The 15,065-nt window shown below is 75.2% G+C and carries 11 protein-coding genes; 5 read left to right on the top strand and 6 right to left on the bottom strand.

Annotation, left to right across the window (positions count from 1 at the left end; all coding sequences use genetic code 11):
• Positions 1-61: 61 nt before the first annotated feature.
• The gene (locus tag NMK34_RS23140; RefSeq protein WP_318335181.1) at positions 62-1,507 is read right to left on the bottom strand and encodes an alpha-amylase; all 1,446 of its coding nucleotides are present in this window, start codon (positions 1,505-1,507) and stop codon (positions 62-64) included.
• Between the two features lie 235 nt (positions 1,508-1,742).
• Here NMK34_RS23140 and NMK34_RS23135 point away from each other — a divergent pair, with 235 nt between their 5' ends.
• From NMK34_RS23135 to NMK34_RS23120, 4 genes are read left to right on the top strand one after another with little or no spacing between them, the layout of a single operon-like run.
• Entirely contained in the window at positions 1,743-3,497 is a 1,755-nt protein-coding gene (locus tag NMK34_RS23135; protein ID WP_318335180.1) for a hypothetical protein, read from the top strand.
• Positions 3,494-4,960, top strand: coding sequence for an NADH-ubiquinone oxidoreductase-F iron-sulfur binding region domain-containing protein (locus NMK34_RS23130; RefSeq protein WP_318335179.1), 1,467 nt, complete (start codon positions 3,494-3,496; stop codon positions 4,958-4,960). Before NMK34_RS23135 ends, NMK34_RS23130 begins: the two co-directional genes overlap by 4 nt.
• Positions 4,961-4,975: 15 nt before the next feature.
• Complete coding sequence (locus NMK34_RS23125; RefSeq protein WP_318335178.1) at positions 4,976-5,563, top strand: redoxin family protein; 588 nt, start codon at positions 4,976-4,978, stop codon at positions 5,561-5,563.
• Complete coding sequence (locus NMK34_RS23120) at positions 5,560-6,528, top strand: cytochrome c biogenesis CcdA family protein (protein WP_318335177.1); 969 nt, start codon at positions 5,560-5,562, stop codon at positions 6,526-6,528. The genes NMK34_RS23125 and NMK34_RS23120 overlap by 4 nt, the downstream gene beginning before the upstream one ends.
• On the opposite strand, the gene serS is transcribed toward NMK34_RS23120, so the two are convergent.
• The 5 genes from serS to NMK34_RS23095 all read right to left on the bottom strand — a co-directional run bounded on the left by serS (position 6,515) and on the right by NMK34_RS23095 (position 12,136).
• Positions 6,515-7,798, bottom strand: coding sequence for a serine--tRNA ligase (serS, locus tag NMK34_RS23115; protein ID WP_318335176.1), 1,284 nt, complete (start codon positions 7,796-7,798; stop codon positions 6,515-6,517). The two genes, NMK34_RS23120 and serS, sit on opposite strands and share 14 nt — an antisense overlap.
• Positions 7,799-8,226: 428 nt before the next feature.
• On the bottom strand, positions 8,227-9,321 hold the full coding sequence (locus NMK34_RS23110; protein ID WP_318335175.1) for a MerR family transcriptional regulator: 1,095 nt from the start codon (positions 9,319-9,321) through the stop codon (positions 8,227-8,229).
• Between the two features lie 31 nt (positions 9,322-9,352).
• Entirely contained in the window at positions 9,353-10,528 is a 1,176-nt protein-coding gene (locus tag NMK34_RS23105; RefSeq protein WP_318335174.1) for a saccharopine dehydrogenase family protein, read from the bottom strand.
• A 31-nt stretch (positions 10,529-10,559) separates the two neighbouring features.
• On the bottom strand, positions 10,560-11,696 hold the full coding sequence (locus tag NMK34_RS23100) for an alcohol dehydrogenase catalytic domain-containing protein (RefSeq protein WP_318335173.1): 1,137 nt from the start codon (positions 11,694-11,696) through the stop codon (positions 10,560-10,562).
• Positions 11,693-12,136, bottom strand: a complete 444-nt coding sequence (locus NMK34_RS23095; protein WP_318335172.1) for a hypothetical protein — start codon at positions 12,134-12,136, stop codon at positions 11,693-11,695. Before NMK34_RS23095 ends, NMK34_RS23100 begins: the two co-directional genes overlap by 4 nt.
• 151 nt (positions 12,137-12,287) lie before the next feature.
• Here NMK34_RS23095 and NMK34_RS23090 point away from each other — a divergent pair, with 151 nt between their 5' ends.
• Complete coding sequence (locus tag NMK34_RS23090; RefSeq protein WP_318335171.1) at positions 12,288-15,062, top strand: LuxR C-terminal-related transcriptional regulator; 2,775 nt, start codon at positions 12,288-12,290, stop codon at positions 15,060-15,062.
• Positions 15,063-15,065 lie beyond the last annotated feature (3 nt).

Below are 15,065 nucleotides of genomic sequence, written 5' to 3'. Positions count from 1 at the left end.
AACCGACCGGAAGCCCCCGTACCCGGTACTACGGGTACGAGGGCTTCACGGCCCGGGCGGCTCAGCTCAGCTTCGCGCCGATGTGGATGGCGATCGCGTCGTGCGCGGGAACGTTGGCGGCGAACCAGCCGGACGAGTCCACCGTGATCACCGGGCCGCTGCACGAGCCGTTGCTGAACGTGCCGTGGATGACGTCGCAGTAGCGGCCCGCCGGCAGCCCGGTGTAGTACGAGCGGCCGTTCACCGCGCCGTCCTCGTCGTTCATGGTCAGGTAGCCCTTGCCGGTACGGCTGAACGCGATGTGCTGGTAGCCGTTGTCGTACCAGTTGGAGACCCCGGCGCCCTCGGTGGCGTTGCGGAAGCCGACCATGTTGGCGATGACCGGCCAGCGGTGCTCGCACTCCCAGCCCGAGTAGCAGGTGACGTTGGTGATCCGGTTGCTGCCGTCGGCGGGCGGGCCCTGGTCCCGGCCGCTGTAGGTGAAGCTCGACATCACCGCCGGGGTGCCGTACGGCCAGGCCAGCATGAACGCGTTGGCGAGCGCGTACGTGCCGCGGTTGCGGTAGGTGAGCACGCCGCCCTCGCGCTGCGTGTCGTGGTTGTCGGTGAAGACCACCGCCTTCGCGCTCGACAGGTAGCCCCAGGACTCGCCGAAGTTCTTCAGGTACGCGAGCCGCTCGTTGTTGAACATCCGGGCCAGGTCCTTGCCGTACCGGAACTCGTGCACGTCGCCGTTGCCGGTGTACTCGGTCGGCTGGATCGGCTCACCGGCGCCGTAGATGACCTCCTGCACCAGGTACGCGCTGCGGGACAGCTTGGCCTTGATCGCGGCGATGTCGGCGGCCGGCATGTGCTTGCTGCCGTCCAGCCGGAAGCCGTCGACGCCGAGCGAGAGCAGGTCGTTGAGGTACGCGGCCAGCCGGCTGCGCACGTACTCCGACTCGGTCTTGAGGTCGGCGAGGTTGACCAGCTCGCAGTTCTGCACCTCGTACCGGTCGTTGTAGTTGGCGATGTCGTTGTTGCCGTTGCGGCCGCAGTAGTGGAAGTCCGCCGAGGAGTAGGTGCCCGGGTAGTTGTAGTGCCCGTACGAGGAGCCGGCCCAGCCGGTGCCGCCGTTCTCCTGCCCGGACATGTGGTTGACCACGGCGTCGACGATCACCTTGACGCCCGCGGCGTGACACGTGTTCACCATGGACTGGAACTGCGCGCGAGTGCCCTTGCGGGACTCGATCCGGTAGCTGACCGGCTGGTACGACACCCACCACGGGCTGCTGTTGACGTGCTCCTGGGGTGGGGACACCTGCACGTAGCCGTAGCCCTTCGGGCCCAGCGTGCTGGTGCACTCGGCGGCCACCGAGGTCCAGTTCCACTCGAAGAGCTGGACGATGACCTTCTTGGCGCCGGGGGTGGCGGCGGCGGCCGGGGGTGCCGCCGCGGTGAGGGGGACGAGCAGGCTCGCGGCCAGACCCAGGGCGAGCGCGGCGGCGCGGCATCGGCGTCGATGCATCAGGACTCCTGCGGGGTGCGGGGATGCGGGGGAGTGGAGCCTGGATCAGGCCGGCTTCTTGCAACCAGCCTGAAATTTTGCGGCAAGGTTACGAGGATGTTGCAAAGTCTGTCAACGCATGGGCATCCGTCGTTGCGGTAGGCGCTACACGCGCGTCCGGTCCGGACGGTTCGAGAATCCGGCCGAGAAATTCGCCACCGGAGGTGATCCGTCCGCGCCGTCCCTCCGTACCTGAGTGGGGAGCAGGGTCGGCCGGTGGGGGCGCCGCCGCGAGACGATCGAGGAGCAGATGGCCCGGGCACAGCAGAACGAGAAGGCGACGACCGTCCGGACCACCACCACCAGCCGTGGTGCCCGGACGATGTCGAAGTCCGCGATGGTGGCGCTGACCGCCTCCGCGCTCGGCCTCGCGTGGGCCGGTGTGGAGCTGGCCGGCGCCGGCGGCGTCATGTACTCGTACGGATTCTTCTTCACCGAGTTCTTCGCCGGGGTGGTCGCCCTGGTCTCACTCAGCATCACCGTGATGCTGGGCCTGCTCGCCACCGACCGCCTGGTGCTGCTCATCCGGCACCGCGTGCTGCTCCAGTCGGCGCACCGCGCCACCGGCGTGCTCGGCGTGGCCGGGCTGGTCTTCCACGTCATCACCAAGGTCGCGATCGGCCGGGCCGGGCCGACCGACGCGGTGGTGCCGTTCCTCAGCGGCAGTGGCCTCTACGTCGGACTGGGCACCGTCGCCGCGCTGCTGATGGTGGGCGTGCTCTGGACCGGCCTGGTCCGGGTCCGGTTCGCCGGCGTCGGTCCGAAGTGGTTCTGGCGCGGACTGCACTCGATGGCGTACGTGTCCTGGCCGTTCGCGCTGGTGCACGGCCTCAACGCCGGCCGGCCCGCCGCCGGCTGGGTGGTGCTGAGCTACCTCGCCTGCGTGGTGCTCGTGGTGATGGCACTGCTGGTCCGCCTCTCGGTCCACCTCGGCAAGCGCAGCCGCGAGCAGCACCAGGCCGTGGCGCTCAACAAGGCGATGGCCGGCAAGGGGGAGGAGCGTACCGGCGTGTTCGCCGCGCTCACCCGGAAGAAGGCCGCCGACAAGGAGGACAGCGGCGCCGGCCGGGGCCGCTGGGCCGAGGCGACCGCCACCTGGACCGCCCCGGCCGGCACCGCCCGGCGGCGCGACCCGGAGCGGTTCGCCGTACCCGTGGTGCCGGAACCCGGGTCGCTGCGTGAGCCGGTCCGCGCAGCCGCCGCCCGGCGGCGCGACGCCGAGCCGGACGCACCCGCCCGGCGTGCCCGCACCCAGGAGGCGCCCGCCCGCCGCCGCGACGAGGAGCGCGAGCCCGTCGTCCGCGCCCGCGACGAGGAGGCGGCGCCGGCCCGCCGGACCGACGGCGAACGGTCCCGCCGCCGTCGCCGCGACGACGAGGAACGCGTGACCCGCCGCTCGCGGACCGAGGAGCGGGTGAGCCGCCGCTCCCGCGACGACGAGGACCTGGTCGCCCGGTACTCCGCGCCGCCGGAGAGCGGCGGCCGGCACTCGGCGCCCCCGGACACCGGCGGTCGCCACTCCGCGCCCCCGGACAGCGGCCGGTACGCGACCGCGGCCGAGGTGGCCCGCTACTCCGCGCCGCCGCGCGCGGCCGACGAGGCGGAGGAGCCGTGGGACAGCCCGCGCCGCTGGGAGAGCCGCCCGGTCTCCGGTGAGCCGATCTCGGCCGGCCCGATCTCCGGCACCCCGCTCTCGGCGGAGCCGCTCAGCGGGTCCGGACGCCGCTACCGGGACGAGGAGGACGTGCCGGAGGAGCCGGACTACTGGCGCCCGCCGGCCCGTTACGCCGCCGACGAGGCGTTCGTGGACGACACCCCGACGCTCGTCGACCTCGCCTCCCGCCGGGCGATGCGCGCGGGCAAGGAGAGCCGGTCCGGCCGCCGCAAGCGGGCCGACGCGGACGCCGTCGACGGTGCGTACTGGGCCGGGCTGCGAGGTGAGGCCCGGTGACGCGTACGACCGTCCCGCCGGTCGCCTGTGTCGGTGAGCCCCGCCTGACCGCCGGGTTCGCCGAGTTCGGCCGGCTCGACCTACTGGCCCACGAGGAGGTGCACGGCCCCATCGGCCCGATGGAACCGGCGGCGCTGCTGCGGCTCGCCGAGGCCATCGACCTCAAGGGCAAGGGCGGCGCGGGCTTCCCGTTCGCCCGCAAGCTGCGCGCCGTGCTGGAGTCCTGCGAGCGGCAGGACCTGGGCGCCGTGGTGGTCGTCAACGCCACCGAGGGGGAACCGGCGAGCTGGAAGGACAAGGTGCTGCTCACCCGCGCCCCGCACCTCATCCTGGACGGTGCCGCGCTTGCCGCGTTCGCGCTCGACGCCGAGGAGATCGTGATCGGGGTGGCCGACGACGACGTGGGCCGGCCCTCGCTGACCGAGGCGTTGCAGGAACGGCGGATGCCGGTGCCCACCACGATCGTCACCGTGCCGCACCGGTTCATCTCCGGTGAGGGCGGTGCGCTCGTCAACGGCATCAACGGCCTGCCGCACATCCCGCCCGGCACGAAGAAGCGCTCCAGCGACTCCGGCGTCGGCGGGCTGCCCACGCTGCTCTCCAACGCCGAGACGTACTCCCAGCTCGCCGTCGCCGCCCGGATCGGCCCGTACGAGTACGCCGCGCTCGGCACCGACGACGAGCCGGGCACCGTGCTGCTCACCGTCACCGGATCGGCGAAGCGCCCCGCCGTGGTGGAGTGCGCCGCCGGCACCCCGCTGCGGGAGATCCTCGACCTGTGCGAGGTGCCGCCCGGCCCGGGCATCCTGATGGGCGGCTACCACGGCAAGTGGATCACCGCGGCGGCCGCCGAGCGGGCCGAGGTGTCCCGCAGGGGGCTCACCGCCGTGGGTGGCACGCTCGGCGCCGGCATCATCGTGCCGCTCGGTGCCGACACCTGCCCGCTCGGCGAGGCCGCGCAGGTGGTGCGCTACCTCGCGGGCGAGTCCGCCGGGCAGTGCGGACCGTGCAAGATGGGCCTGCCCGACCTGGCCCGCTCGGTCGACCTCGCGGTCTCCGGCAGCGCGCCCGTCGAGCTGGTCCGGGCCGCCGCCGGGGACGTCAAGGGACGCGGCGCGTGCAGCCACCCGGACGGCACCGCCCGGTTCGCGCTGTCCGCCATGGAGGTGTTCGCCGACGACCTGCGGCTGCACGCCACCGGCGAGGGCTGCGGCAAACGCGTCAAGGGCATGATGGGCCTGCCCGGCGCGCCCGACGCCAACCCGCAGAAGCTCACCCTGGACTGGTCGCGCTGCGACGGCCACGGACTCTGCGCGCACGTGGTGCCGGACTTCATCCGGCTCGACGGCAACGGCTACCCGGCGTTCCCGCCCACACCGGTGCCGACGTGGCTGCGCGAGGGCGCGCTCAAGGCGGTAAAGGTCTGTCCCGAACTCGCGCTCCGCCTCGTCCGGGCCGAGTAGAACCAGGAGCCGCCGATGCGTACCGCCGTTCGTGTGACAGCCGCCGCCGTACTGGCCGCCACGCTCGCCGCCGCGACCGCCTGTGCCGCCGGGCCTGAGCCCGGCGCCCGGGACGCAGCGGTCGCCCCGGCGCCCCCGGCCGCCGCGTCCCCGTCCGGGCCGGCATCCGCACCGGCGTCTGCGTCATCGGCCGTGGTGCCGGCCGCGCTGTCGTTCACCGGCAAGACCCTCGACGGTACGGCGTTCGACGCCGCCGCCCTGGCCGGAAGGCCGGTCGTGCTCTGGTTCTGGGCGCCCTGGTGCGCCACCTGCGCCAGCCAGGCGTGGACGGTGGCCGAGATCGCCCCCACCTACCGCGACACCGTCCCCATCGTCGGCGTCGCCGGACTCGGCGAGCAGAAGGCCATGAAGTCGTTCGTCACCGAGTTCGACCTGGGCGGTACGACACAGATCGACGACCGGGCGGGCGCGCTGTGGCGCCGGTTCAAGGTGGCCGAGCAGAGCACGTTCGTCGTCCTGGACCGCACCGGCCGGGTCGTCCACCAGGGATTCCTGGACGGAGAGGCGCTGACCCGGCAGGTCGAGACGCTGGCCCGGGGATGACCGGCGCGCTGCTGCTCGCCCTGACCGCGGGCATGCTCGGCGCGGTCAACCCGTGCGGCTTCGCGATGCTGCCCGCGTACCTGTCGTTGCTGGTGGCCGGCCCCGACGGCGGTCGCGGTGCGGTCGGCCGCGCGCTCACCGCGACGGCCGGGCTCACCCTCGGGTACGTGCTGGTGTTCGGCGCGTTCGGGCTGGCCCTGGCACCGGCGGCGGACTGGCTGCGGCCCCGGCTGCCGTGGCTGACGGTGACGCTCGGCGTGCTGCTGGCGCTGGCCGGATGCTGGCTGCTCGCCGGTCGGCGGCTGCCCGCGCCGCGCCCGCTGCGGGTCGCGCCCCGGCTCACCCGGACCTGGCCGTCCATGGTGCTGTTCGGTGCGGCGTACGCGCTCACGTCGCTGACCTGCGCGATCGCGCCGTTCCTGGCGATCGTGGTGACCAGCCTGCGGGCCGGGTCGCCGCTGCGCGGGCTGGCGCTGTTCGGGGCGTACGCGCTGGGGATGGCGCTCGTGGTCGGCGTGGCCGCGCTCGCCGTGGCGCTGCTGCGCGGCCGGGTCGTGGCGCGGCTGCGCGGGGCGGGCGCGTGGGTGCCGCGGCTGAGCGGCCTGGTGCTGCTGGTCGCGGGCGGCTACGTCGCGTGGTACGGCTGGTACGAGGTACGCCTCGCCCAGGGCCGCTACGACGCCTTCACCGATCCGATCATCCGCACCGCCGCCCGCATCCAGCAGTCAGTGGTGAGCGCCGTCGACACGCTGGGCCCCGCCGTCCTCGTAGCCCTCCTCGCCGCGCTGCTCCTAGCCCCCCTCGCCGTCCCTCGCCCCCGCTCCCACCCCCGCTCCCGCGATCTTGCAGTTGGTGCCCGGGCGGAAGGGGTGAAGCGGACTGCCGGCGGGCCGGAAGTGCAAGATCGCGGGGGAGCGGCGGGCGAGGCGGGAGCGGCGGCGGGGGAGCGGGTCAGCGCGGGGTGAGGCGGTCGGTGCCGAGCTTGTCGCGGAGGACCTCGGGAACCACCACCGAGCCGTCGGGCTGCTGGCACTGCTCCAGGATGGCCGGGAACAGGCGGCTGGTGGCCAGCGCCGAACCGTTGAGCGTGTGCACGAAACGGGTCTGCTTCGCGCCCGGCTCGCGGTAGCGGATCGCCGCCCGGCGCGCCTGGTAGTCGCCGGCCCAGGAGACCGACGACACCTCCTTGTACTTGCCGGTGCTCGGCATCCACACCTCGACGTCGAGCGTCTTCTTCATCGAGGCGCTCGCGTCGCCGGCGGCGAGCAGGCTGGTCTGGAAGTGCAGACCGAGCTTGCTGACCAGGCCCTCGACGTGCCCGACCATCGCCTCCAGTGCCTCGCCCGCCTGCTCCGGCAGCGTGAACTGGAAGATCTCCACCTTGTTGAACTGGTGGCCACGTACGGTGCCGCGCTCGTCGGAGTGCGAACCGGCCGCCTCCCGCCGGTAGCACGGCGTGTACGCGAACGCCTTCAACGGCAGCTTCGGCGTCTCCAGGATCTCGTCCTGGTACGCGCCGAGGATCGCCGTCTCCGCCGTGGGCAGCAGGAACTGGCCGCGCGAGGACGACTGCTTGTCGATGTGGTAGACGTCGTCGTGGAACTTCGGGAACTGCCCGGCGGCGAAACCGGCGCTGTCCAGCAGCAGGTGCGGCGGGAGCAGGAACTCGTAGCCGGCCTGGATGTTCTGCTCGATCAGCCAGTTCACCAGCGCCCACTCCAGCCGGGCGCCCAGACCGGTGTACATCCAGAAGCCCGAGCCGCCGAGCTTCACGCCCCGCTCGTGGTCGACCAGGCCGAGCGCGCGGCTCAGCTCCACGTGGTCGCGTACCTTCTCGATGGCCGGCGCCTCGCCGAACGTGCGCACCACCCGGTTGGCCTCCTTGCCGCCGGGGACCACGTCGTCGGCGGGCAGGTTCGGCAGCTCGCTCATCGCCGAGCGGAGCCGGGACTGCACCTCGTCGAGCTGGGACTCCAGCTCCGCGAGCTGCTTGCGCTCGGCCTCCGGGGCGACCGGCTGCGGCGTGCCGCCGGACCGTTTCGCCTCCGCGTACGCGCGCGCCTCGGCCTTGCGGCGCTGCCGCTCGGCGTCGATCTCCGTGATCAGGGCGCGTCGTTCCTGGTCGAGCCGCTGGATGTCGTCCAGCGCCCGGGTGACCTCGGCGGGATCCAGACGCTTCGCCAGCGCGGTCGCCACCGCCTCGCGATCCTTCCGGATCAACTCCATGTCGAGCATGCTGCTCGTACGCCTCCGTCCAGGCAGTCAGGTGGGACCTCCAGATGCTACCGTCGCGCCCCTGCCGCCCCGGCCCGGCCCGCGCAGCCCGCCGCCGCGAGGCCCTTTCCGGTGACGGTGCGTGGTGATGATGCCGTTGGCAGGCAGTGCTCACGTTGCGTGATGGTGCTCCGGTGTCCGCGTCGCCTCGCCGCGGCTCGCCGGTTCGCTGAACTGGTCAATCTCGCGGATCCGCTCTCCTGCGGACGTGTCCCTCCGGCGACTTTGCTCTGCAGCCACCGACGCGGCGTTCGACGGAGCGTCAGCGTCGCGCGGATGGCTGCAGAGCAAAGGGCGTGAGGGGTGAAGCACCCAGGAGGGCTGCGGCGTCACGCACGGTCACGGATGGCTGCCGCGAAGTGGCGCCAGCAAACCGGTGAGCGCGAACGTCAGAGGCGTACCGGCATCAGGACCGAGAAGGCGTGCGCGTCGTCGGGCCGCCGCACGGCCAGCGGGGCGATCGGGCCGTCCAGCTCCAGCACGAGCTGACCGTCGCCGGACCCCAGGGCGTCCAGCAGGTACTCCCGGTTGACCGCCACGCGAAGCGCATCCGCAGCGTCGACCACGCCGTTCGGATCCACCAGGCGCAGCTCGCCGCGGCCGTCCAGGCCGAGCGCCACCACCTCGTGCTCGACGCCCTCGTGCGCGCGGTGACAGACCGGGACGCCGTCGGCGGTGAGCGCCGCGCGCAGCGCCGCGCCGTCGAACGGGATCCGGTACGCGGGTACGTCGCCGAGCTGTGCCCGCAGCAACCGCCGGTAGTCCGGGAAGTCGTACGGCAGCGGCACCGCGGTCAGCGGCCGGCCCGCCACCGTGACGGTCACCCGGTCGGTGGCGACGACGACGTCGGCGGAGTCGGCGCCGTCGAGGTCCAGCAGCGCCCGCAACTCGTCGACGGCGGCCACCGGCAGCAGCGCGCCCACCGGCGGGCCGTCGACGGTGCCGCCGACCCGGGCCACGGCGAGCCGATGCCGGTCGGTGGCGACCAGCCGGACACCGTCCGGCTCGACCTCCACCAGCACACCGGACAGCACCGGCAGGCCGGGGTCGGCGCCGACGGCGAAGCGTACGGCGTCCACGGCGGCGGCGAGGCCGGTGCGGGACAATACGAGGCGGGTGGTCACGATGGTCTCCTCCGGGTCGATCAGGCTACGGATCCGGGAGAGTTCGCGACGCGCGTCGGCCAGGCCGTCCTCCAGGCGGCGCAGGTGCGCGTCCAGCAGCCGGTGCACCTCGGCCGGCCGGTGCCGGTTCCGCAGCGCCTCGGCGATGCCGGCCAGCGGCATCCCGACCCGGCGCAGCCCTGCCACCAGCCGGGCCGGGTCCACCTGCTCCCCGGTGTACCAGCGGTAGCCGGTCACCGGGTCCACCCGGGCCGGGGCCAGCACCCCGGAACGGTCGTAGAACCGCAGCGCGCTGACCGTCAACCCGCTGGCCCGGGCCAGCTCACCGATGCTGCGAAGCTCGCTCTCCACGGCCGTCATCCTGTGACCTCAAGCGGGTCGAGGGTCAACCTCACTCCGACAGCGTGCGGAACGTGATGCCCGCGCGTACCAGGCGGTCCAGCAGCGCGTCACCCATCGCCGCGACCGGCGTGACCTGCCCGGCGGTCTCCGGCAGGTCGTCGAAGGCCAGGCAGAGCGCCGACTCGGCGAGCATCTTGGCCGTCTCGTCGTACCCCGGGTCGCCGCCGGCCACCTCGGTCACCACCCGCCGGCCGCCGCCGGTGCCCACGAACCGGACCCGGAACCACGACCTGGCCCGCTGCTCGGCGGTCGGGCCCTGCCCGGAGGCGAGCCGCCCGAGCAGCCACCGCCGCGTCGGCGCCACCTTCACCAGCCCCACCACACCGGCCAGCCCGACGCCGGCGACGAGCACCGTGGGCAGCCGCTTCATCGCGGCGAAGTGCCGGTAGCGGAAGTCCGGGCCGTACTCCGGGCGGGCCGCCGCGGACCGGCGGACCACCTGCGGATCGATGGTGGGCAGCGGCACCGCCCACTGGCCGAACTCGCGTACCCGGCCGACCTTGCCCGGCACCGCGCGGACCCGGCGTCCGTCCGGGCCGGGCTCCATCGCCCGGCGGGCCCGCGCCGCGCGGCTCATCTCACCGGTACGGGAGAACGCGGTGAGCGCCGAATGGTACGTCCCGGCGGAGAACCGGCCACCGGCCCGGACGTAGCCGTCCACGGCGATCGGCCCGTCCGCGGGCAGTTGCTTGACCGTGTACCAGACGCCCAGGTCGTGCGGGATCGAGTCGAAGCCGCAGGCGTGCACCAGCCGCGCCCCGGTGCGCACGGCCTCGGCGTGGTGCCGCACGTACATCCGGTCCACGAACTCCGGCTCACCGGTGATGTCGAGGTAGTCGGTGCCGGCCGCGGCGCACGCGGCCACCAGCGGCTCACCGTGGTGCACGTACGGGCCGACGGTCGTGGCGACCACCCGGGCACTCTCCGCCACCGCGCGCAGTGACGGCGGGTCGGTCACGTCGGCGGTGAGCAGCGGCAGCTCGGCCAGGGCCGGGTCGATCGCGGCCAGCCGGTCCCGTACCGCTGCGAGCTTGTCCGGGTTACGGCCGGCGAGGGCCCAGCGCAGCCGGTCCGGCGCGTGCCGGGCCAAATAGTCGGCGGTCAGCCCGCCGGTGAAGCCGGTGGCGCCGAACAGGACGAGGTCGTACGGACGGTCTGCGCGCATCCGCCGAGTGTGCCATCCACGGCGCTCACCTTCACGGCGTGAAGACCACCCGGACGCAGCCGTCGGCCCGATCCCGGAACAACGCGTACCCCTCGGCGCCGCGCTCCAGCGGCATCCGGTGCGTGGCCAGGTGCTCGGTGACCAGCTCGTCGCGGGCCATCCGTTCCAGCAGAGCCGGGATCGCGGCACCGCCCCGGCGCCGGGCGGCGCGGACGGCGAGCCCCTTGTCGGCGAACGCGCCGAGCGGGAACCGGTCCACGAATCCGGGCCGGGCGCCGAGCACCACCACCACGCCGCCCTTGCGGCAGGCGTGCACCGCCTCGCGCAGCGCCGCCCCGCCGTCCGGCTCGGCCACCGGCCACCGGCCCGGCGCAGCCGGCACCCCGGAGGCGTCGACGCACACGTCCGGGCCCCGGCCGCCGCTGCGTTCGCGCAGCTCGGCGAGCACGTCCACGTACCTGTGGTTGAGCGCCTCCACGCCGTCGTGCCCGGTGACCATCCGCAGCCGGTCGTCCCGGTCGTCGACCACCACCACCCGGTCCGCGCCCCGGGCCACCGCCGCGGCGGCGGTGAGCTGGCCGACCGCGCCCGCGCCCCACACCGCCACCACGTCGCCGGGGGCGACCTCGCCCAGCTCGGCGCCGTACCAGCCGGCCGGCGCGGCGTCGGCGGCGAACACCGCCCGGTCGTCGCTCACCGACTCCGGCACGGCGAACGCGCCCACGTCGGCGTACGGCACCCGCACGTACTCGGCGTGACCACCGGCGAAGCCGCCAAGCCGGGCGGGCCGGCCGTACCCGCCGGCGGGCGGCTGCCCCCACTCCGGCTCGGCCGCCACGCCGCTCGTGCCGTTGTCGCAGCACGCCGACAGCCCTTTCCGGCAGAACCAGCAAGCCCCGCAGGCCACCGCCGCGCCCACCACCACCCGGTCGGCGACCCGGTGCCGGCGTACCTCCGGACCGACCTCGACCACGTCGCCGAGGAACTCGCGTCCGAGCACCTCCCCGGCGGACGCCTCGGGCACCTGCCCACGGAGAAGCGGCAGGTCGGCGCCGCAGGTCGTGCTGCGCCGGACCCGGACGATCATGTCCTGGGCGTTGCGCAGCTCCGGGTCCGGGACGCGGCGCACCTCGACGAGGCCGGCACCGGCCCAGCAGAGCGCCCTCACGTCGCGGTCCCCGCCCGGTCCAGCGGCGAACGGTCCGGCCGCAGCACCTCGCCGGTCTCCAGGAGTTGCTTGGTCTGCCGCAGCACGTGGCGCAGGAACCGGCCCGGGTCGTCGCCGACCAGGTGCGCGGCGAACCCCGGGAGCGTGCACTCCCCGCCCAGCGGGCGGACCGCCAGCTCCGTGCCGCGCCCGCCCGGGGCCGGACGGGCCCACAGCTCGACCGCGCCGTCGAGACGCCGCAGCGGCTCGGGCCACCGCCCGGCCGGGAGCACCTGCTCGGGCGCCCCGGCGATCGTCACCACCTGCCACCGGCCCGGCCGAGGGTCGGTGCCGGACCGCCGCGCCCGGCGGCGGGCCAGCACCCGCGCGCCCACCGGAGCCAGCACCCGTACCCCCGCCAGCGCCAGCGCGCCCGCCGCGAGCCGTCCGCTCCGCGCCACCTGACCTCCCGTCGTCCCCGGGCGGCCGCCACCCGGCCGCCGCCCCGCGTGCCTACAGGGTGCGCGGCGCCCGGGTGAGCGGGGTTCGCCCGGAAGGGGTGAACCGGCGCGGTGCGGGTAACCGCTGCCCGCACCGACGGGGGAGGGACGCATGCCGGAGGAGGCAGACCAGGTCGTCACCGCACCGAGCGGCACCAGCGACATCACCGGTACGCCCGATCTGCTCACCACCGGCCTCGACTCACCCGATGTCGCCGGTGGTGCGCCGTCCGGCGCCCCGCCGCTGCTGGCGTCCCGGTTGACGCCGCCCGCGCCACCCGAGCCGGTCCTGCTGCGTCCCCGGCTGCTCGACCGGCTGGAACAGGGCGCGTCCGGGCCGGTGACGCTCGTCTGCGCGCCGGCCGGGTGGGGCAAGACGACGCTGCTGTCGACGTGGGCGCAGGGGGAGCGGGACGGCCCGGCGCCGGCCTGGGTGACGGTGGCCGAGGGGGAGACCACCCGGCGGCTCTGGGGCTACCTCGCGGCGGCCCTGCGTACCGCCGCCGCCGACGACCCGGACGACGGGCCGCCGCCGGTGCCGGACGGACCGCCCCGGCCCGAGCAGCTCGAAACGCTCGCCGCCGCGCTCGCCGCCCGGGAGCGGCCCGTGCTGCTGGTCCTGGACGACCTGCATCGGGTCACCGACCCGGCCGCCCTGACCGGGCTGGAGTTCCTGCTCCGGCACTCCGACGGCCGCTTGCGGCTGGTGGCCGGCGCGCGCGGCGAACCACCGCTGGCGCTGCACCGCTGGCGGCTGGCCGGTGAGCTGACCGTGATCGGGGCCGACGACCTGGCGTTCACCGCCGACGAGGTGGCCGACCTGCTCGTCGCGCACGGCGTCGCAGTACCCGCCCCGGCCGTGGCGCGGCTGGCCGAGCGCACCACCGGCTGGCCGGCCGGGCTGCGCTTCGCCGCGCTCGCACTCGGCGACGGCGCCGACCCGGCGCGCGCGGTGGAACGGTTCGCCGGTGACCAGCCGGACGTCGCCGCGTACCTGCGGGACGAGGTGCTGGCCCCGCTGGAACCGGCGACCCGCGACGTCCTGCGCCGGGTGGCGGTGGCCGTCGCGGTGCACGCCGACCTGGCCGCCGCGCTGACCGGGCGGCCCGACGCCGGGCACCTGCTCGCCGAGGCGGCCCGCGAGGGCGGCTTCCTGCACCGGGACGGCGTCAGCCCGCAGTGGTACCGGCCGCACCCTCTGCTGGCCGACGTGCTGCGCGACGAGCTGGACCGGCTGCCCGCCGACGAGGTGCGGGAGCTGCACCGGCGTGCCACCGGGTGGTACGGCACCCACGACCGTCCGGCCGAGGCGCTGCGGCACGCGCTTCTCGCCGGTGCGTGGGCCGACGCCACCGAGCTGCTCGTCACCCGCTGGCCCGAGTTGGCGCCGGACGAACCGGCCGCCGTACCCGCCCCACCCGAGCCGCCCGCCGAGGCGGTCCGCAGGGATCCGGAGCTGGCGCTGGCCGCCGCCGCCGAGCGTGCCCACGCCGGGGATCGGGCCGCCGCCGACGCGCAGCTGCGGCGGGCCCTGGCCGACGCCGCCGGCCTGCCCGCGCCGCGCCGTGATCGGTTCGGCCGGCTGGCCGCCGCCGTGGAGCTGAACCTCGCCCGGCTCGGCGGCGACCACGAGGAGGTACGCCGGGCCGCCGACCGCCTGCTGGCCACCGGCCCGGCGCAGGAGTCCCCGGGTCCGGACGACGGAGCCGGCGATCCCCGCGCCGGGTCGGCCGAGCGGGACGACGTGCGCGCGGTGGCCGGCGCCGCGCACGGGCTGGTCGCGCTGGCCGAGGGGGAGCTGTCCACCGCCCGGGACCGGTTCGCCACTGCGCGGGAGGCGGCGCGGCGGGCCGGGCGGTCGCGTACCGAACTGCTCTGCGTCAGCCGCTCGGCGCTGCTGGAGGCGGCCCGGGGCGCGCTGCGGGCCGCCGAGGAACTGGCCCGGGAGGCGCTGGCGATGCCGCCGTGTCAGGGCTGGTCGTCGCGGTCCGACTGCGGCTACGCGTACCTGGCGCTGGCGTTCGTGGACTGGCAGCGGGACCGGCCGGCGGAGGCCACGGCCCACCTGGCGCTCGCCGGGCCGGCCGGCGCGGAGCCGGGCGGCGCGGCGCTCACCGCGCTGTGCCGCGCGGGGCTACTTGCCGACGGCGGCGACCCGGGCGGCGCGTTGCGCACGCTCGCGCAGGCCCGGACCGCCACGCCCGGCCCGGAGCTGGGTGCGTGGCTCGCCGCCGACGAGGCGCAGGTACGCGCCGTCGTCGGTGACGTCGACAGCGCCCGGGCGCTGCTCGACGCGGCGGGCGACGGGCCGGCGCCGGCGCTGGCGGACGCGCGGCTGCGGTTGCGTGCCGGTGACGCCCGCGCGGCCGAGCGGGCACTGCCCGACTGGACCGGGCCCGCCGCGGCGGACTGGCCGCTCCCGGTGCGGCTGGGCGCCGGGTTGCTCGACGCGGCGCTCGCCGACGCCTCCGGTGACGCCCGGCGCGCCGGGCGGCTGCTGGAGGAGGTGCTGGCGCTCGCCGAGCCGGACGGCTTCCGGCGCGTCTTCACCCGCGCCGAACCGGGGGTACGGGATCTGCTCGCCGCGCGTCTCGACTCCGGCACCGCGTACTGGGCGACGGTCAGCGAGCTGGTGCGGGGCGTGGACGCGCACCCGGTGGCCGCGACCGCTGACAATCCGGCCCGGACGCTCGACGAGCCGCTCACCGAGCGGGAGCTGACCATCCTGCGCTATCTGCAGAGCATCCTGTCCAACGTGGAGATCGCCGCCGAGCTGTCACTGTCGGTCAACACGGTGAAGACGCACGTGCGCAACATCTACCGCAAGCTCGACGCGACCCGCCGGCGGGACGCCGTCCGGCGGGCGCGCGAGCTGCGGCTGATCTGACCG

Source organism: Micromonospora sp. BRA006-A (genome assembly GCF_033433935.1).
In the GTDB taxonomy this organism is placed as follows: Bacteria; Actinomycetota; Actinomycetes; order Mycobacteriales; family Micromonosporaceae; genus Micromonospora; species Micromonospora aurantiaca.
Note: the sequence above shows the minus strand (reverse complement) of the source record. Positions and strands in the feature narration are given on the sequence as shown.